This is a genomic window from Noviherbaspirillum galbum, assembly GCF_010974945.1.
Taxonomy (GTDB): domain Bacteria; phylum Pseudomonadota; class Gammaproteobacteria; order Burkholderiales; family Burkholderiaceae_D; genus Noviherbaspirillum; species Noviherbaspirillum galbum.
Genome location: NZ_JAAIVB010000048.1, coordinates 76,845 through 93,676, shown reverse-complemented (window position 1 = coordinate 93,676; position 16,832 = coordinate 76,845). Strand labels below are relative to the sequence as shown.

The window sequence follows — 16,832 nt, the reverse complement described above, 5'->3', positions numbered from 1 at the left end:
CTGACCACCCCGCACGACATCCCTTCCGCAGAAACCTAACCCAGATCAAGTTTTTCAAATAAAGCCCGCCTTGCCGATTCCGGCGCGAATACATGCATTTAAAATGAATCTTATCGAGGGCATCCGCTCCCGAACTTTCCACCATCAAGAAAAAGGATTTGCCATGCAATCGACGCGCAAACTCTGGACTTGGCTGGCCATCATCTGCCTCCTTTCCTTCGCAGCCCTGGGCTGGGTCGGAACCGAGATCTACCTGAAGGCGCCTCCGATTCCTAAACAAGTCATCACAACCAAGGGACAGGTCTTGTTCACCGCCGACGAGATCCAGCATGGCCAGCAAGCCTGGCTGTCCGCCGGCGGACAACAGCTCGGCACCGTCTGGGGCCATGGCAGCTACGTGGCGCCTGACTGGTCCGCCGACTGGCTGCACCGCGAAGCCGTGGCACTGCGCCAGGTCTTCGCCAAGCGCGACTTCGGCAAGGACTTCGGGGCGATCTCCGCCGCCGACCAGGCCCACGTCGACGCGCTCGTCAAGGATGCCATGCGGCAGAACACCTACCAGGCCGACACCGGCGTGCTTTCGGTGTCCGAAGAACGCGCCGCCGCCATCCTCGATACGGCCACCCACTACGATGGCCTCTTTGGCAACGACGCCAGCCTGGAAAAGCTGCGCGAGCAGTATGCGATGAATGCCGGCTCCCTGCCGCAGCAGGCGGATCGCCATGCCCTGACCGCCTTCTTCTTCTGGTCTTCCTGGTCGGCAGCAACCGATCGTCCCGAAGAGACCGGCCTGTCCTATACCAGCAACTGGCCGCATGAGCCTCTCATCGGCAACACGCCCAGCGCCCATGCCGGCGTGTGGTCGATCGCCTCGGTGATCCTCATGATCGCGGCAATTGCCGGCATGCTGTTCATGCATTCCCGCCACCAGGAAGAAGGCGATCCGGTCGCGCCGAAGAACGATCCGCTGTTCAGCCTGAAGGCAACGCCTTCCATGAAGGCGACCAAGAAATATTTCATGGTGGTCATCGCCCTCATCCTGGCCCAGGTCGGCATGGGCGTCATCAGCGCCCACTACGCGGTCGAAGGCCATAGCTTCTTCGGCATTCCGCTCGCCGACGTGCTGCCGTTCACCGTCAGCCGCACCATCCACACCCAGTTCGCGGTGCTGTGGATCGCGACCGCCTGGCTTGCCACCGGCCTGTACATCGCGCCGGCCATTTCCGGACATGAGCCGAAGTTCCAGAAGCTCGGCGTCGACCTGCTGTTCTATGCCCTGCTGTTCATCGTTGCCGGCTCCACCATCACCGGATGGATCGGCACCGTCGGCCACAAGGGCACCGACTATGCATTCTGGATCGGCAACCAAGGCCTCGAATTCACCAGCATGGGACGCGTGTGGCAGATCCTGCTGTTCGTCGGCCTGCTGTTCTGGGCAACGCTGCTGGGCCGTGGACTCTGGCCCGCGCTCAGGAAGCCTTCCGAAAGCCGCGGCCTGATCGCCATGGTGTTCCTGGCAGCCGTGTGCATCGGCGGCTTCTATGCCACCTCGCTGACCTGGGGCCAGCATACCCATTACTCCATGATCGAATACTGGAGATGGTGGCTGGTGCACCTGTGGGTCGAAGGCTTCTTCGAAGTGTTCGCCACCGCAGTGATCGCCCTGCTCTTCTCGCGCCTCGGCCTGATCCGCACCGCAGCCGCAAACAGCGCCATCATCCTGGAAACCATCGTGTTCCTGTTCGGCGGCATCCTGGGCACGCTGCATCACCTGTACTTCACCGGCACCCCGACGTCCGTGATCGCCATTGGCGCAATGTTTTCCGCGCTGGAAGTCGTGCCGCTGACGCTGATCGGCATGGAAGCGTACAAGAACTACCAGCGCTCCAAGGCCGCTCCGTGGGTGGCAAGCTACAAGTGGGCGATCCTCTGCTTCATCGCAGTGGGCTTCTGGAACACCGTCGGCGCCGGCCTGCTGGGCTTCTCGATCAATACGCCGATCGCGCTGTACTACATGCAGGGCATGAACATGACCGCGGCCCACGGCCACGCCGCGCTCTTCGGCGTGTACGGCATGCTTGGCATCGGCCTGATGCTGTTCTGCCTGCGCGGCCTGTTCGACCGCCTGGCATGGTCCGACAAGCTGCTGCGCCCCGCGTTCTGGGGCATGAACATCGGCCTCGCGATGATGGTGTTCCTGTCGCTCGTCCCCGCCGGCCTCTACCAGGCCTGGGCCAGCGTCACGAAAGGCATCTGGTTTGCGCGCTCCCCTGAAGTGATCCACTCGCACTTCATGGAGTCCATGGTGTGGCTGCGCGTACCGGGCGACATCGTGTTCTCGATCGGCGTTGCCTTCCTGGCCATCTTTGCCTTCCGCCTCCTGACCGGCAAGAAAGCTGCCCAAGCGGAAACCACGCTCGCCAACGCGGGCAAGGCGACCAAGGCTTGATGCGGCATGGCCGGCCCGGTTCGCCGGGCCGGCTTTTTTTCACCCTTTGCTTCACCTTTTGAATCAGACCGATACCACTTATGTCACACGATTGCTCCACACCCACCATTGCCGACGGCACTTATGTTTTCGACGCCCGAGGCATCGCCAGGCGCTTCCGCCATGCCGCCATCTTCGGCGCGCTGGACGCGCTCCATCCCGGGGAACGCATGCGCTTCTGCAACGACCATGATCCCCTGCCGCTTCTTTCGCAGATCACCAATGTCTTCGGCCGCAAGGTGAACATCGAGTATGTTTCCCGTGCGCCCGGCGAGATCGTGATCGACTTCATCGTTGCCGCCTGACCTGCGCCGGCAAACTTCAACTTGATGGTGACACCATGCGCCTGACCGATTTCACCGATTACTCCTTGCGGGTGCTGATCTACCTTGCGTCCCACACGGACAGGCTGGTCACGATCCAGGAAATCGCTACCTCGCATGGCATCTCGAAAAGCCATCTCACCAAGGTCGTCCACCAGCTCGGCCTCGCCGGCCTGGTGGATACCTTGCGCGGCCGGGCGGGCGGCATCCGCCTCGCTCGCGCTCCCGGCGACATCGGCATCGGCCAGGTGGTCCGCCTGACGGAGCCCGATCTTTCCTTCGTCGCCTGTTTCGATCCCGGCCACACCCTGTGCATGCTGGCCGGAGATTGCGCCCTCAAGCATGCCATCGGCAGCGCCGCACAGGCATTCCTCGCCGAACTCGACCGCAAGACGCTGGCCGACATGGTGCCGCTGCGCGGCAAGGATGGCATTGCCGGCAGGGACCGGTCCATCACCATCACGGCGCGAGCGGCCTGACCGCCCGCCTCTTGCAGGCAACCGCCCGATGGCCAAGATATTTCCCATCCACCCGCGCAATCCCCACCGCATCTGCTGGGGTTGCGACAAATATTGTCCCGCCGATTCCCTTGCCTGTGGCAACGGATCGGAGCGGACGGCGCATCCGGTCGAATTGTTTGGCGACGACTGGCATCTCCAGGGGCCGGAGCCGCAGGCCGATTTACCTGCCGAAGAACCGCCCGCCATCGAGCGGGACCAAGCCGGTCCCTGAACAAGCCTTTAAGCAAGTCCTTAAGTCGAGCGTTGAGCAACGCCTATAAGGCATGAATGCGGCCGCATTCCGCCCCGGCGCGTTACTACTGCGAAAGAACCCACTTCACCAGCTCATGGGCTTCCTTGTCGGTGACGGCATTTGGCGGCATGGGCACCTGGCCCCACACACCGCCGCCGCCCTTGATGACCTTCTGGGCGAGCTTGTCTTCCGCGTCCTTCTGGCCCTTGTACTTCGCGGCAACATCCTTGTACGCCGGGCCAACAACTTTCTTGTCCACCGCATGGCAAGACATGCAGTTCTTGGCCTTGGCCAGTTCCTCGGCACCCGCCGCAACGGCGAACTGCGAAACCAGGGCCAGGCTCGCGACCAGGCTTAATCCAGGCAGTTTCATCGTCATCCTCGCATTTAGTTATGTGGGTTAATCAGGACATGCAAGGCGATTGACCTGCATCCTTGGCAAGATGTTCCTGAAAGACGATGGCGGGCACTCAACATTAAGGACCAAGGGCACGCGGCCGGCGGAACGCTGCACGTGAGCAATTCGGCGTGCGGATTCCGGTCGCGCATAAAAAAGGCCCGCACGAGGCGGGCCAAGGAGGAAACATGAAGAGATCAGAGGAAAGTCAGGTCAGTGTCCCGAGTCGGCATCGGGGCGGGTATGTGCCTGGAACACGTCAGGCTGGTCGGCGCCATTGACATAGAGGAAGCCGACGAGACCCTTTTCCATGCGCGACAGGGCGTGGTCCACCAGGATGAAGCGTCCCGGTGCTTCGACCTTGAACTCGACCATCGTGGCGCCGCCGGGCGCGACGGTTGTGGTCTGCACGTTCTTCAGCGGCGGCGATGTCAGGTCGCCCTGGCTGTAGACGCGGTCAAAGACTTCGCCGATCACGTGGAAGCTCGACGTGGCATTCGGACCGCCGACGCCGAAGAAGACGCGCACGGTTTCGCCTACCTTGGCTTCCATGCGGTGCGTCTTGGTCAGCGCATCATGCGTGCCGTTGAACATCATGTGCTCAGGCTGTTCCGCCAGCAGCTTCTCGAGCGAGAACTCGTTCTCTCCCGGCGTACCATGCTTCTGCGCGGTATAAAGCTCGCCTTGCATCACGTAGAATTCGCGGTCGACCTTGGGCAGGCCGCCTTCCGGCTCGACCAGGATCATGCCGTACATGCCGTTGGAAATATGCTGGGCCACCATCGGCGTTGCGCAGTGATACACATAGAGGCCGGGATTGAGCGCCTTGAAGGTGAAGCTCTTGGTGCTTCCCGGTGCCGCCTGCGTCACCGCCGCGCCGCCGCCGGGACCGGTCACGGCGTGGAAGTCGACGGAGTGGATCATGTGGCTGTCCTTGGCATTCGCCATGTTCACGGTGACGGTGTCGCCGACGCGCACGCGAATGAAGGGTCCGGGAACCTTGTTGTTGAAAGTCCAGTATTTGTAGGTGCTGCCATCCATCAGCTGGCCCGTGACCTCGGTGGTCTCGAGATTGACCGTCAGCTTTTGCGGTCCGCGCGCGCCGACCGGGGTGCCTACTTCAAGCGGGCTGCGCGACACATCGGCTGCCTTAGATTCAGTCTTTGCCGCTTCGCCGCCGACAACGATCTTGCCGATCATGCCCGCCTGGACGTGGCCCGGCAGCGAGCAGATGTACTGGAATTCGCCTTTCTTGTTCGCCTTGAATACGATCGCCGTGCTGGAACCCTTGGCATTCAGCTGGTTCGACTTGGTCGCGAAATCAGGCACCGTAATATCGTGCGTCGCGCCGTCGCCATTGACGAGGTTGATCTGCACGACGGCGCCTTCCGGCACGTTCAGTTGCGGATTGACCTTGCCCTTGATGTTGCCGGCTTCACCGATGAAGACGAGCTTGCCGTCGGCGATGTCCGTGCGAAGCGTGTATGTGACGTCGGGACGGATCTGGACTGCGCTGGATGTGCCATGGTTATGCGCGGTCTGCGCATAAGCGCCGGTGACGGAAGCCAGGCCGAGTACGGCGCATGCAATAAGTTGGGGATACAGTTTGCGTTTCATGTTATTCACCTTGTTCACTGTCTGAAAAATCGTTTTCGGTTCAGTTGAGGCACATCCTACGACCGCGCCCTCAAAAGCGAACATGATCCAGATCAACTAATTCCGGATGCGCCAGGCATGCGTCGGTTACGCCACAAGCCGCGCTACGACGTGAGGTTTTCAAGATTGCATGACATGCCGGTATTCGATTTGCCATGCGGGCGAGCGGGAACGACGGCCTGCATGGCAGGACAAGGCACTCTGCAAAACCTCTCGAGTGCGGCCAAGGACTAATGCGCATGAACATCGCGCACGCAGGCCAGTCATGGTGAAATTTGGATTGACGCCTTGTCATCGCCATGCCGTCGGCATATGCGCGCAAGTCCGGATTGTTTGATCTGAGTCATTTTTTCAAATGCCTCATGATGGGTACGATGGCTTCACTTGCTGCAGCAACGTGTCGTCGTCGGCGTGCTGTGGTGCCCAGGTCCGACGGCACGTCATCAAAAAATCATGAATCGCACCGCTACCTTTGTCGCCCTCGCCTTCCTCGTTCCCGCCCTTGCCGAGGCAAGCTGCGGATCCGCCTTCTGCACGGTCAACACGAACTGGACCGCCGAAAGCGCCAGCGTGGATGCCGGCTCGTCCTTCGACCTGCGTTATGAATTCATCAAGCAGGATCAGCCGCGCACCGGCACGGACGACATCGCCGTCGGACAGGTGCCGCGCCATCACGACGAGGTCAGGACGTATAACCGCAACCTCGTCGCCAGCTTCAGCCATACCTTCAGTTCGGGATGGGGCTTGTCCATCGTGGCTCCCCTGACCGATCGCGATCACTTGCACATTCATAACCATCATGGCGCACAGCTGAGCGAGCAATGGCAATACCAGGAGCTGGGCGATGTGCGCGTGACGGGCCGATACCAGCTTCCCCTGGCCGGCGACGCAGCGAATCCGTCGACGGCCGGCCTGCTGTTCGGCGTGAAGCTGCCCACCGGCTCCACCAGCGTGACGAACGCGGCCGGCTCCGTTGCCGAACGCAGCCTCCAGCCCGGCACAGGAACCACGGACCTGCTGCTCGGCGCGTATTATCACCAGCGCTTGCCGGCGAGCGACATCTCCTGGTTCGCGCAGGCCCAGGTGCAGCAAGCCATCGCCGAGCATGCAGGCTACAAGCCCGGCGGCCAGCTGACGGCTGACCTCGGGGTGCGCAAGAACCTGACAGAGAAGCTCGGCGGCCTCGTTCAGCTCAACATGGTCGTCAAGCGCCGCGACAGCGGCGCGGAAGCGGAACCCGAGGACAGCGGCAGCCGTTCCCTGTTCGTGAGTCCCGGCCTGGCTTATACGTTGAGCGACAACATGCAGGTGTACGGATTCATCCAGCAACCGCTGTACCAGAACGTCAACGGTGTCCAGCTGACCGCCCGCCGCGCCGCGACCATCGGCATCAGCGGACGGTTCTGAGGCGTCCGCGGAAAGCGCAACAACAAGGTTTTGCAAACGGGAGAACGATCATGTTCACCATGTCCAGGAAGTGTCTCGCAGCGGCAGCATTTTCATTGATGGCAGCCCTCATGTCGGCTGCATCGGCTGTATCGGCCGCGCCGGCGGCGTTCGAGGTGACCGACACCGCCGGCCAGCTTCACAACCTGAGCCGGCACCAGGGAAAATGGGTCGTGGTCAATCTCTGGGCGACGTGGTGTCCTCCCTGCGTCGCGGAAATCCCGGCGCTCGAGGCCTTGCATAAATCGCGTCAGGACATCGTGGTGCTAGGCGTGGCGGCCGACGGCGCGGACACCAGGAAGATCAGCCAGTTCGCCAGCCAGCTCGGTGCAACCTATCCCATCGTTGCCGCCGACCGGCAGACGCTGTCGCAATTCCATGCGCGCGGCTTTCCGACCACCATCGTGTATGACAAGGGCGGCAGGCAGGCACTGCTCAAGGAAGGCGCGATCACCAGGCAGGAACTCGAAGACCTGCTGCAGGGAACCCGCCAGGACCGTTAGCCGAAAAGGCGCCTTCGGGCAATCGCTCATGCATCAGCTCATTCTCCTGCTTCACGTGCTGTCGGCCACGGTCTGGACCGGCGGACACCTGGTGCTTGCCTTTTCCGTCCTGCCAAAGGCACTGGCCGCGCGCGATCCCGGCGTGCTGTCCGGCTTCGAGTCCGCCTACGAGCGCGTCGGCATGCCGGCCCTGCTCATCCAGGTGATCTCGGGCGCATGGCTGGCCTACAGCCTGCTGCCTGATGTGTCATCCTGGTTCACTTTCGATGCCTTTCCCGGCAAGCTCATCACCTTCAAGCTTCTGCTGCTGGCAATGACGAGCATGACGGCGCTCGATACGCGGCTGCGCATCATTCCTCGTCTAAGTCCGGCGACCTTGCCGGCCATGGCACGCCGCATCCGCCTGGTGACCCTGCTGTCCGTGCTCTTCGTCGTGGTAGGGGTATCGTTCCGCGGCGGCCTGCTCGCCTGACGCATCCCGTTCGCCCTGGGATCAGTCGCGGTCCCGGCCCGCGCGCGCCGCTTCGATGGTTGCGATGTCGATCTTCTTCATGGTCATCATCGCATTGAAGGCGCGCCGCGCTGCCGCCCGGTCGGCGTCGCTGATTGCCGCGACCAGTGCCCGCGGCGTGATCTGCCATGAGATGCCCCAGCGGTCCTTGCACCAGCCGCACGCGCTTTCCTGTCCGCCATGGGCGACGATGGCATTCCACAGGCGATCCGTCTCTTCCTGGTCCTCGGTGGCGATCTGGAATGAAAATGCTTCGTTGTGCTTGAAGTGGGGCCCGCCGTTCAGGCCGATGCAGGGAATGCCGGCGACGGTGAATTCCACCGTCAGCACGTCTCCCTGCTTGCCGTCGGGATAGTCATCCGGCGCGAGGTGGATCTTTCCAACGGCGCTGTCCGGAAAGGTTTCGGCGTAAAAGCGGGCGGCGTCGAGCGCCCCGCCCTCGTACCACAGGCAAATCGTGTTCTTGGCGGCCATGTCCAGTCTCCAGTGATGACCAATTTCGTCGTTGGTTCGCGCACGTCTCGCTGCGTGAACGGGTCAAGGGAGGCTAATGCCCTCACCGGCTTACGTCAACGATTTTGATGGGTCAACCGGATCGTCCTCCCGCCTCCGGTATTGCTGCGATCCTGTTTCCATGTGAACATGACGGTAACGTTTCCATTGAAGGCTGGCGCTTCGCTTCGCGTCATGCCGCACCTGCCCAGCATGCTCGTCATTTCCCGCTTTTCCCCAGAAGAATGGACTGCCTATCGCGACCTGCGCCTGCGTGCCCTGGCCGAGTCGCCCGATGCATTCGGAAGCACGCTGGCGCAGGAACGCGAGAGGCCCGATCCAGAGTGGGAAAGGCGCCTTGCGGCCGGCGTTTCTTCTGCGCTCGACCTGCCGCTCCTGGCCCGCCTGGACGCTCGCCATGCCGGGCTTGCATGGTGCCGCATCACGCCTGATTCGCAGCATGCAACGCGAAAGGCGGCCCTCTACCAGGTCTGGACGGCACCAGACTGCCGCGGCCACGGCGTCGGCAAGGGCATGGTGGAAACCAGCATCGCATGGGCCCGCAACAATGGGGCGCAGGGCATCGCGCTGGCGGTGACCTGCGGCGAAACGCCAGCCCGGCGGCTTTACGAACGGCTCGGATTCAAAGCCGTCGGCGAACCGCAGCGCATGCGGCCGGATGCGGAACTCATGGAACAATCGATGTGGCTGGAGTTCGGTCAGGAAGCCGGGTCCGGCAAGGAATTGCCTTGATGATCGCCTTGATGCGCGGGGATTGCGCCGCCGGTGATGATCTGCCTGGCGACCAGGCTCTGGAGGCGCCAGAGGTAACGATCATGTATGCCGTGCCCTTGCAGCCCTCGTATGGTGTTGAACAGATACTCCGCGCCTGACCCCCAGTGTCCGCATGCCTGGGCAAGCACCCGGGCGATGTGCTCGGGCGCGGGGTCCCTCACATACGCGGGCGATTTCCTGTTCATCACGAAGGCGATCGCACGCATGGAACCGGCCTCGGTATCGACCGTGACCCAGCGCGCATAAGTGTTGGCCGGCTTGATCGTGATTTCGCGCCGGCACAGCTTGTGCAGCTGCTCCCGCACCGTCTCTTCCGCGAGCCTGTAAAGCATGCCCTGGCACTGGCCGCCGCGGTCGAGGGACATCATCAGTCCCGGGCAATCCGGCGTCGCGCGAAACCGGCGTATCTCGAAGCAGAAGGAACGTCGCCATCCGTAAGCGGTGCCGCGCATTTCGTCGAGGTGCTCGCATTCCGGTTTCCAGATCAGCGAGCCGAAGGCGAACAGCCACACCGGCTGGCCCGTCGGCCGTTCCTGCAGCAAGCCGTTCACCATCGCGTCGTAGTCCTCCGCGCTCTGGTAGGCGAGGCCGGGCAGCGGTCCGGGATCGTGCATGGCGCGCCGGGTGCGGGCAACGAGCTCTTCGGTCAATTCCATGTGGCGCATGGGCATCCATCCATTCTCGTCGTTCTCAAAGTGCAACGCTTTCCCGCAGGTCTGCCGCCAGCAAGGCGCAGGTTTCGTTCAGTTCAGGTTCGAGGCGATGCAGCACCAGTCCGACCTTTGGCAATGTCGGCAAGCCGTGGGCCTCGGCCGGCAGCGTCCGCAGGTTAGAGCGCAGTCCGAACCGGGTGCGTACCGTGACGCCGAGGCCGGCGGCAACGGCCGCCCATACGGCGCCAAGGCTGTGGCTGGTGAAGGCGATCCGCCAGGGAATGCCCGCCCGGTCGAGCGCCTCGATGGCGACGGTGCGCATCACGCAGGGCGCGTCGAATGCCACCAGCGGCAGCGGCAAGTCGCGGTCTTGCAGGAAGGCGGGAACCGGGCCGGCCGGGCCGATCCACTCCATCTGGTAACGCCCCAGCTCCTCGACATGCGGCGTGTCCCGGGCGCCTTGCCATGCCAGCACCAGGTCGAGCCTGCCGGCAATCATGTCGGCGACGAGATCGGCATTGCGCGCCACCTTCGCCTCGATGTGCACGCCGGGATGGCTGCGCGCGAAGCGGCCCAGCACCTCGGGCAGCAGGTGCTCTCCGAAATCTTCCTGCAAGCCGAGACGTACCGAGCCTTGCAATCCGGTCGCGCCGACAGCCATCGCGGCTTCGTCGTTCAGCTCGAGCATGCGCCGTGCATAGCCGAGCATGAGTTCGCCTGCGTTGGTCAGCGCCATGCCGCGGCCCGCCTTGCGCAGCAGCACCACACCTGCCTGGTCCTCGAGTTTCTTCAGTTGCGCGCTCACGGCGGAGGTCGACCGCCCGAGACGGTCGGCGGCCTTGGCGAAGCTGCCCAGTTCCATGCCCACCGCGAAGCTGCGCAAGGCATCGATGTCGAAGTTAATCCGTCGCATCCATTATCCCGAAAAGCTGAACGTTAAGTTTCGAATTTCCCGATTTTCGAAATTATCATCGCGCCATATACTGGCCTTGTCAATCGATTCATCCATGCAAGGAGAGATGCCATGAGCTCGATGGTTGGACTGGGAAAGAAAGCCTTTGGGGCAATCGCGCCCAAGTTCGCGGAAGTGACCGACGACGTCCTGTTCGCTGGCATATGGGAGCGTGAGAACCTCTCTCGCCGCGACCGCAGCCTGATAACGGTGGCTGCGCTGGTCGCGCTCTACCGGCTTGAACAATTGCCATTCCATCTCGCGAAGGCACGCGAGCACGGATTGACGAAGGAAGAACTGGCCGAGGCGGTCACGCATCTCGCGTTCTACGCTGGATGGCCCGCGGCCGCCAGCGCCATGAAGCTGCTCGATCAGGATTGATCGGCAGGAACATCGACACCCACGACTTTAGGAGATCATCATGCCCATGGCCCGCATTTCGCTGCGCAAAGGAAAGTCCCTCGATTACCTCAAGGCCTTGTCGGACGGTGTCTACCGCGCGATGGTGGAGGCATTCGACGTCCCCAAGAATGATCTTTTCCAGATCATCCACCAGCATGAGCCGGAAGAACTCGTGTTCGACCCGCATTACAAGGGCGGGCCGCGCTCGGACGATTTCGTGCTTGTCTGCATCACCGCCGGCAAGCCGCGCAGCACCGCCATGAAGGAAGGCTTTTGCCGCCACCTGACGAAGGTGCTGGCGGAAGCGCCGGGAATCCGTCCCGAAGACGTCATGGTCATCATCAGCATGACCGAGTTCGACGGCTGGTCGTTCAGCGGCGGGGAGCTTTCCCTGTTCCCGAAGGAGTTGCCGCAATGATCGCGATGCAATATAACCTCGTGTTGCCCGCGGATTACGACATGGGCATCATCGAACGGCGCATCGCCGAGCGCGGCCACGCCACGGACGGCTTTCCCGGACTCGCCTTCAAGGCCTACCTGCACGCGGGAAAAGGAGACGAGACCTCGTCCGCCGACAATGTCTACGCCCCGTTCTACCTGTGGCATACCGTGGACGGCATGAACGATTTCCTGTGCGGCCCGGGCTTCGTTGGCCTGACGCAATCGTTCGGCTGGCCTGCGGTGCAACGATGGAATGTCTGGCACGCGGAACACGGGAGCGCGCTCGATCAGGCGCGGTATGCGACGCGCGAAATCCTGCCTATCCAGCCGCACGCCGATCTCGGCGCGCTTCGCCGCGCGGAGATCGAGCGGTCCAGTGCCAGCATGGCGGATCGCGGCGTGCTGGCCAGCCTCGCCGGCTTCGAGCCGGCGGACTGGAGCCTGGTGCGGTTCCGGCTATGGAGCGGCATGCCCGGCTTGCCGGAGGACGAGCGCGGGCACGGCCGGTTGCAGATCTACCGCGTGGGCCATGTGTCTCTTGGCTGAGTATCGCGCGCCCGGGGCGACGCGCGGCATCCCCGGCGACGTCACTGCACCAGCCTGAGCCTGCCGCCCCAACGGGCATGTTCGGCCATGTCTGTTTCGTTGCCCGAGGTTTCCCGGTCAAAGAGATAGGCGCCGATCAGCAGCAACCTGCGCATCTCGTCATTGGACACGCGTTCGGCGATGTCGGCCAGGGTGGCGGCATACAGCTCGCACATGCTGAAATGATCGACCTTGGGGCCGGTCATGCGGCTCAGCGCATTGAAAATCGATTCTCTGTCCATCATCAGTCTCCTGCTTTCGAAGCCAGACAAGTCCAGATGGAATCGGTTCTACGAAAAGCAGCAGCCTTTGACGGTAGGACAATCCGGCGGGGTCTCCTTGGCGTTTCCTGAAGACAAGTCGATTGCAGCGGCTCATTACGGATGCGGATTGTGGAAACTAAATCCCCGTTCCGGAGTAGAACAAGCTGGAACCGGAGGACGCCATGGCACAAACCCTTACCGACGGCGCAGCCAAGCCGTCTTACACCGCCGAAGAAACCCGCAAGCGCATCTTTGCCATCGTCGCCGCATCGTCGGGCAACCTGGTGGAGTGGTTCGACTTCTACGTATATGCCTTTTGCGCGATCTACTTCGCGCCGTCGTTCTTCCCCAAGTCGGACCAGACCGCGCAGCTGCTGAATACCGCCGGCGTGTTCGCGGCCGGCTTCCTCATGCGCCCCATCGGAGGATGGTTCTTCGGACGGCTTGCCGACAGAAAGGGGCGCAAGACGTCGATGGTGGTGTCCGTGCTGATGATGTGCGGCGGATCGCTCCTGATCGCCTGCCTGCCGACCTACGACCGCATCGGCGCCATGGCGCCCTTCCTGCTGCTGGTGGCCCGCCTGCTGCAGGGCCTGTCCGTGGGCGGGGAATACGGCACCACCGCAACCTACATGAGCGAGGTCGCCCTGCGCGGAAGGCGCGGCTTCTTTTCCTCCTTTCAATACGTCACCCTCATCGGCGGCCAGCTCCTGGCCGTGCTGGTGGTGCTGGTGCTGCAGCAATTCCTGAGCGAAGCCGAGCTCAAGGCATGGGGATGGCGCATTCCATTCGTCATCGGCGCCATCACGGCGGTCATCGCCCTGCTGCTGCGGCGCACGCTGCACGAAACCACGACGTCGGAAGCGCGCAGCAGCAAGGCGGCAGGCAGCATGCGCAGCCTGTTCAAGGAACATCTTCCCGCCTTCCTGACGGTCGTCGGCTACACCGCCGGCGGCTCGCTGGTGTTCTATACCTTCACGACCTACATGCAGAAGTACCTGGTGAACACCGCCGGCATGCCGATCAAGAAGGCCAGCGAAATCATGACGCTCTGCCTGCTGGTGTACATGTGCCTGCAGCCGGTGTTCGGCGCGCTTTCCGACCGCATCGGGCGCCGTACCAACATGCTGCTGTTCGGGGCGCTCGGCGCGGTGGCGACGGTGCCCATCCTGACGGCGCTCGCGCACAATTCCAGCCCCACCGTGGCCTTCTTCCTCATTACGCTGGCGCTGGCCATCGTGAGTTTCTATACCTCCATCAGCGGCATCGTGAAGGCGGAAATGTTTCCCGTCGAAGTGCGCGCGCTGGGCGTCGGCTTCGCTTATGCCGTCGGCAACGCCTTGTTTGGAGGCAGCGCGGAATATGTCGCCCTCGGCCTGAAGTCGATTGGCCATGAATCCGCGTTCTACTGGTACGTGACGGCAATGATGGTCGTCGCCTTCCTGGTCAGCCTGCGCCTGCCGCGCCAGCCGAGCTACCTGCACCACGATCACTGATCACAGGATTCTCTTCAGGAAGCCCGCCGTGCGGCTGCGCGCCGAAGCGGCGATCGTTTCCGGCGCGCCGGCGGCCACGACCTTGCCTCCCTCGTCCCCGGCCCCCGGTCCGATGTCGACGATCCAGTCGCTCGCGGCCAGCACCCGCATGTCGTGTTCCACCACGATGACGGTGTTGCCGGCATCGACGAGGCGATGGAGCTGGGCCACCAGCTTGTCGACGTCCGCCGGATGCAATCCGGTGGTCGGTTCATCGAGGACGTAGAGCGTCCTGCCGCGGGAGGCGCGCTGCAGTTCCGTGGCAAGCTTGATGCGCTGCGCCTCGCCTCCCGACAGCTCGGTGGCGGGCTGCCCGAGTCGCAGGTATCCCAGCCCGACTTCCCGCAGTGTCTGGAGGGAACGCCGGATGGTGGCTTCTTCCTCGAAGAAATGCCAGGCCGCATCCACCGTCATGGCAAGCACGTCAGCGATGTTCTTGTCGCGGTAAGTCACCTCCAGCGTCTTGGCGTTGAAGCGGGTTCCGTGGCAGACAGGGCATGGCGCGTAAACGCTGGGCAGGAACAGCAGCTCGACCATGACGAACCCTTCGCCCTCGCAATTGGCGCAGCGGCCCTTGGCGACGTTGAACGAGAAGCGGCCGGCATCATAATGACGCGCCCGTGCGGCACGCGTGGCGGCGAACAGCTTGCGGACGTGATCGAACAAGCCGGTGTAGGTCGCGAGGTTGGAGCGCGGCGTGCGGCCGATCGGCTTCTGGTCCACGCGCACCAGCCGATCGATGCGGTCCATGCCTTCCACGATGCGTCCCTCGAGCGCGGCGGGCGCCGCGGCCGGCGCATGCTCCACCGCATCGCCCTCTTCCGCTTCCGCCGCGATCTCCTGGCCAAGTTCCCGCGTCACCAGTTCGACGAGGCCCTGGCTGACCAAGCTGGACTTTCCCGAGCCGGAGACGCCGCTCACGCTCGTCAGCACCCCCAGCGGGAAGGCGGCGTCCAGGCGGTCGAGGTTGTTGCGCGTCACGCCGGCCAGCCTCAGCCAGCCTTGAGGCGGGCGCACCGCCCGCCTCTCGGGCGCCGGCACCGCGAACAGGTAGCGCCGCGTATGCGAACCGGCAACCTTCTGCAATCCGGCAGGAGGACCGCTGTACAGGACCTGGCCGCCGCCCTCGCCGGCGTCGGGACCGACATCCACGATCCAGTCGGCATGCCGGATCACGTCCAGCGCATGCTCCACCACGAACAGAGAATTGCCGCTCGCCTTCAGGCGATCCAGCGCCCGCAGCAATGCCTCGGTGTCCGCCGGATGCAGGCCGGCGGAAGGCTCGTCCAGCACGTACACCACGCCGAAGAGGCTGGAATGCACCTGGGTCGCGAGCCGCAGGCGCTGCAGCTCTCCGGGAGAAAGCGTAGGCGTGCTGCGTTCCAGGCTCAGGTAGCCCAGGCCCAGTTCCAGCAGGACCGACAGGCGCGCCACCAGGTCGGCCGCGATCCGCTGGGTCACGATCGCCTTTTCGGGATTCCTTGCCGCAAGCTTGTCCCATCCGGGCGCGCGCGCATCCGCATACGGTTGCAGGATGGACGCCAGCCGCTTGAGCGGCAGCCGGGAGAAATCGGTGATGTCATGCCCGGCGAACGTGACGGACAAGGCTTCGAGCCGCAGTCGCTTGCCCTTGCACAAGGGACAGCCGGTGCTGACCATGTACTGCAGCACCCGCTTCTTCATCGACGGGCTTTCGGTATTGGCAAAGGTATCCAGGACATATTTCCGCGCGCCGGTGAAGGTGCCCTGGTAGCTCGGCGTGTCCTTGCGCTTGAGCGCGCGCCGCACTTCCTCGCGGGTGAATCCGGCATAGACGGGAACGACAGGCTGCTCCTCGGTGAACAGGATCCAGTCCCGTTCCTTCTTCGGCAGGTCGCGCCACGGCGTATCGACGTCGATGCCCAGCGTGGTCAGGATGTCGCGCAGGTTCTGGCCATGCCACGCGGTAGGCCAGGCGGCAACGGCGCGTTCCCGGATGGTCAGGGTGTCGTCGGGCACCATGGAATGCTCGGTCACTTCGTAGACACGGCCCAGTCCGTGGCAGGTCGGGCACGCGCCCTCCGGCGTGTTCGGCGAGAACGACTCGGCATAGAGCAGCGTCTGGCCACGAGGGTAATCACCGGCCCGCGAGTAGAGCATGCGCAGCGAATTCGACAGCGTGGTGACGCTGCCAACCGATGAGCGTGTGGTCGGCGCGCCGCGTTGCTGCTGCAGCGCGATCGCGGGCGGCAAGCCTTCGATGCGATCCACCTCCGGCACGGGCATCTGGTGAAACAGCCGCCGCGCGTAGGGCGACACCGATTCGAGGTAACGGCGTTGCGCCTCGGCATACAAGGTGCCGAACGCCAGCGACGATTTCCCCGAACCGGAAATGCCGGTGAAGACGACGAGGGCATTCCGGGGGATGTCGAGGTCGATGTTCTTCAGATTGTGTTCGCGCGCGCCGCGCACATGGACCTGGCCATCCAGCTTGTCGTGACTGGCGTTCGCAGGATGTTCAGGATGCTTGGCGTGCTCATGGTGCTGAGATGAATTGCGCATGTGAGGATCTTCCGGCAAGGAGACTCAGGTCGTCCGTTTGTGTTTGTTGAACGGACATTGTTTCCAGTGTGACTGCGGCTTTCGTGGAATAGTTCT

General features: G+C 63.2%; 19 protein-coding genes. 12 read left to right on the top strand and 7 right to left on the bottom strand.

Annotation, left to right across the window (positions count from 1 at the left end; all coding sequences use genetic code 11):
• Positions 1-163 precede the first annotated feature (163 nt).
• From G3574_RS15070 to G3574_RS15055, 4 genes are all read left to right on the top strand, one after another.
• Positions 164-2,449, top strand: a complete 2,286-nt coding sequence (locus G3574_RS15070; RefSeq protein WP_163964621.1) for a nitric-oxide reductase large subunit — start codon at positions 164-166, stop codon at positions 2,447-2,449.
• Positions 2,450-2,529: 80 nt separating this feature from the next.
• Positions 2,530-2,793, top strand: a complete 264-nt coding sequence (locus G3574_RS15065) for a DUF2249 domain-containing protein (protein ID WP_163964619.1) — start codon at positions 2,530-2,532, stop codon at positions 2,791-2,793.
• Between the two features lie 35 nt (positions 2,794-2,828).
• Positions 2,829-3,290: an Rrf2 family transcriptional regulator gene (locus G3574_RS15060; protein WP_163964617.1), complete on the top strand. Its 462-nt coding sequence runs from the start codon at positions 2,829-2,831 to the stop codon at positions 3,288-3,290.
• A 28-nt stretch (positions 3,291-3,318) separates the two neighbouring features.
• On the top strand, positions 3,319-3,543 hold the full coding sequence (locus tag G3574_RS15055; RefSeq protein WP_163964615.1) for a DUF3079 domain-containing protein: 225 nt from the start codon (positions 3,319-3,321) through the stop codon (positions 3,541-3,543).
• A gap of 85 nt (positions 3,544-3,628) precedes the next feature.
• Here G3574_RS15055 and G3574_RS15050 read toward each other — a convergent pair whose 3' ends face one another.
• Positions 3,629-3,943 (bottom strand): c-type cytochrome, encoded by a 315-nt coding sequence (locus tag G3574_RS15050; RefSeq protein ID WP_407941675.1) that lies wholly within the window; start codon positions 3,941-3,943, stop codon positions 3,629-3,631.
• A 231-nt stretch (positions 3,944-4,174) separates the two neighbouring features.
• Positions 4,175-5,578: a copper-containing nitrite reductase gene (gene nirK / locus G3574_RS15045; RefSeq protein WP_205609797.1), complete on the bottom strand. Its 1,404-nt coding sequence runs from the start codon at positions 5,576-5,578 to the stop codon at positions 4,175-4,177.
• Positions 5,579-6,070: 492 nt separating this feature from the next.
• Here nirK and G3574_RS15040 point away from each other — a divergent pair, with 492 nt between their 5' ends.
• The 3 genes from G3574_RS15040 to G3574_RS15030 are packed head-to-tail and all read left to right on the top strand — an operon-like array spanning position 6,071 to position 8,038.
• Positions 6,071-7,024 carry a transporter gene (locus G3574_RS15040; RefSeq protein ID WP_163964610.1) on the top strand — a complete coding sequence of 318 codons (954 nt, stop codon included), beginning with the start codon at positions 6,071-6,073 and terminating at the stop codon, positions 7,022-7,024.
• 50 nt (positions 7,025-7,074) lie between these two features.
• Positions 7,075-7,566 (top strand): TlpA family protein disulfide reductase, encoded by a 492-nt coding sequence (locus G3574_RS15035; protein ID WP_205609796.1) that lies wholly within the window; start codon positions 7,075-7,077, stop codon positions 7,564-7,566.
• 28 nt (positions 7,567-7,594) lie between these two features.
• On the top strand, positions 7,595-8,038 hold the full coding sequence (locus tag G3574_RS15030) for a CopD family protein (RefSeq protein WP_163964608.1): 444 nt from the start codon (positions 7,595-7,597) through the stop codon (positions 8,036-8,038).
• Positions 8,039-8,059: 21 nt separating this feature from the next.
• Here G3574_RS15030 and G3574_RS15025 read toward each other — a convergent pair whose 3' ends face one another.
• Positions 8,060-8,551, bottom strand: a complete 492-nt coding sequence (locus tag G3574_RS15025; protein WP_163964606.1) for a VOC family protein — start codon at positions 8,549-8,551, stop codon at positions 8,060-8,062.
• Between the two features lie 168 nt (positions 8,552-8,719).
• Between G3574_RS15025 and G3574_RS15020 the strand changes: the two genes are divergently transcribed.
• Positions 8,720-9,322: a GNAT family N-acetyltransferase gene (locus G3574_RS15020; protein WP_163964603.1), complete on the top strand. Its 603-nt coding sequence runs from the start codon at positions 8,720-8,722 to the stop codon at positions 9,320-9,322.
• Here G3574_RS15020 and G3574_RS15015 read toward each other — a convergent pair.
• A complete protein-coding gene (locus tag G3574_RS15015) occupies positions 9,289-10,020 on the bottom strand; it encodes a gamma-glutamylcyclotransferase (RefSeq protein ID WP_205609795.1) in 732 nt (243 codons plus the stop codon). The two genes, G3574_RS15020 and G3574_RS15015, sit on opposite strands and share 34 nt — an antisense overlap.
• Before the next feature lie 34 nt (positions 10,021-10,054).
• Positions 10,055-10,930: a LysR substrate-binding domain-containing protein gene (locus G3574_RS15010; protein ID WP_163964597.1), complete on the bottom strand. Its 876-nt coding sequence runs from the start codon at positions 10,928-10,930 to the stop codon at positions 10,055-10,057.
• A gap of 111 nt (positions 10,931-11,041) precedes the next feature.
• Between G3574_RS15010 and G3574_RS15005 the strand changes: the two genes are divergently transcribed.
• From G3574_RS15005 to G3574_RS14995, 3 genes are read left to right on the top strand one after another with little or no spacing between them, the layout of a single operon-like run.
• Positions 11,042-11,350, top strand: a complete 309-nt coding sequence (locus tag G3574_RS15005) for a carboxymuconolactone decarboxylase family protein (RefSeq protein ID WP_163964594.1) — start codon at positions 11,042-11,044, stop codon at positions 11,348-11,350.
• 40 nt (positions 11,351-11,390) lie between these two features.
• Positions 11,391-11,789, top strand: coding sequence for a tautomerase family protein (locus G3574_RS15000; RefSeq protein ID WP_163964591.1), 399 nt, complete (start codon positions 11,391-11,393; stop codon positions 11,787-11,789).
• Positions 11,786-12,358 (top strand): DUF4865 family protein, encoded by a 573-nt coding sequence (locus G3574_RS14995; protein WP_163964588.1) that lies wholly within the window; start codon positions 11,786-11,788, stop codon positions 12,356-12,358. Before G3574_RS15000 ends, G3574_RS14995 begins: the two co-directional genes overlap by 4 nt.
• A gap of 41 nt (positions 12,359-12,399) precedes the next feature.
• Here G3574_RS14995 and G3574_RS14990 read toward each other — a convergent pair whose 3' ends face one another.
• The gene (locus G3574_RS14990) at positions 12,400-12,642 is read right to left on the bottom strand and encodes a hypothetical protein (RefSeq protein ID WP_163964585.1); all 243 of its coding nucleotides are present in this window, start codon (positions 12,640-12,642) and stop codon (positions 12,400-12,402) included.
• Positions 12,643-12,842: 200 nt separating this feature from the next.
• Between G3574_RS14990 and G3574_RS14985 the strand changes: the two genes are divergently transcribed.
• On the top strand, positions 12,843-14,156 hold the full coding sequence (locus G3574_RS14985) for an MFS family transporter (RefSeq protein WP_163964582.1): 1,314 nt from the start codon (positions 12,843-12,845) through the stop codon (positions 14,154-14,156).
• Here G3574_RS14985 and uvrA read toward each other — a convergent pair whose 3' ends face one another.
• Positions 14,157-16,736 carry an excinuclease ABC subunit UvrA gene (gene uvrA / locus G3574_RS14980; protein ID WP_163964579.1) on the bottom strand — a complete coding sequence of 860 codons (2,580 nt, stop codon included), beginning with the start codon at positions 16,734-16,736 and terminating at the stop codon, positions 14,157-14,159. It lies immediately after the preceding gene.
• Positions 16,737-16,832: the final 96 nt, after the last annotated feature.

What these genes read in the sequence shown, in the direction of transcription:
- G3574_RS15070 (WP_163964621.1), top strand. Translation starts at nt 164, where the DNA reads ATGCAATCGACGCGCAAACTCTGGACTTGGCTGGCCATCATCTGCCTC.
- G3574_RS15065 (WP_163964619.1), top strand. Translation starts at nt 2,530, where the DNA reads ATGTCACACGATTGCTCCACACCCACCATTGCCGACGGCACTTATGTT.
- G3574_RS15060 (WP_163964617.1), top strand. Translation starts at nt 2,829, where the DNA reads ATGCGCCTGACCGATTTCACCGATTACTCCTTGCGGGTGCTGATCTAC.
- G3574_RS15055 (WP_163964615.1), top strand. Translation starts at nt 3,319, where the DNA reads ATGGCCAAGATATTTCCCATCCACCCGCGCAATCCCCACCGCATCTGC.
- G3574_RS15050 (WP_407941675.1), bottom strand. Translation starts at nt 3,943, where the DNA reads ATGACGATGAAACTGCCTGGATTAAGCCTGGTCGCGAGCCTGGCCCTG.
- nirK (WP_205609797.1), bottom strand. Translation starts at nt 5,578, where the DNA reads ATGAAACGCAAACTGTATCCCCAACTTATTGCATGCGCCGTACTCGGC.
- G3574_RS15040 (WP_163964610.1), top strand. Translation starts at nt 6,071, where the DNA reads ATGAATCGCACCGCTACCTTTGTCGCCCTCGCCTTCCTCGTTCCCGCC.
- G3574_RS15035 (WP_205609796.1), top strand. Translation starts at nt 7,075, where the DNA reads ATGTTCACCATGTCCAGGAAGTGTCTCGCAGCGGCAGCATTTTCATTG.
- G3574_RS15030 (WP_163964608.1), top strand. Translation starts at nt 7,595, where the DNA reads ATGCATCAGCTCATTCTCCTGCTTCACGTGCTGTCGGCCACGGTCTGG.
- G3574_RS15025 (WP_163964606.1), bottom strand. Translation starts at nt 8,551, where the DNA reads ATGGCCGCCAAGAACACGATTTGCCTGTGGTACGAGGGCGGGGCGCTC.
- G3574_RS15020 (WP_163964603.1), top strand. Translation starts at nt 8,720, where the DNA reads ATGACGGTAACGTTTCCATTGAAGGCTGGCGCTTCGCTTCGCGTCATG.
- G3574_RS15015 (WP_205609795.1), bottom strand. Translation starts at nt 10,020, where the DNA reads ATGGAATTGACCGAAGAGCTCGTTGCCCGCACCCGGCGCGCCATGCAC.
- G3574_RS15010 (WP_163964597.1), bottom strand. Translation starts at nt 10,930, where the DNA reads ATGCGACGGATTAACTTCGACATCGATGCCTTGCGCAGCTTCGCGGTG.
- G3574_RS15005 (WP_163964594.1), top strand. Translation starts at nt 11,042, where the DNA reads ATGAGCTCGATGGTTGGACTGGGAAAGAAAGCCTTTGGGGCAATCGCG.
- G3574_RS15000 (WP_163964591.1), top strand. Translation starts at nt 11,391, where the DNA reads ATGCCCATGGCCCGCATTTCGCTGCGCAAAGGAAAGTCCCTCGATTAC.
- G3574_RS14995 (WP_163964588.1), top strand. Translation starts at nt 11,786, where the DNA reads ATGATCGCGATGCAATATAACCTCGTGTTGCCCGCGGATTACGACATG.
- G3574_RS14990 (WP_163964585.1), bottom strand. Translation starts at nt 12,642, where the DNA reads ATGATGGACAGAGAATCGATTTTCAATGCGCTGAGCCGCATGACCGGC.
- G3574_RS14985 (WP_163964582.1), top strand. Translation starts at nt 12,843, where the DNA reads ATGGCACAAACCCTTACCGACGGCGCAGCCAAGCCGTCTTACACCGCC.
- uvrA (WP_163964579.1), bottom strand. Translation starts at nt 16,736, where the DNA reads ATGCGCAATTCATCTCAGCACCATGAGCACGCCAAGCATCCTGAACAT.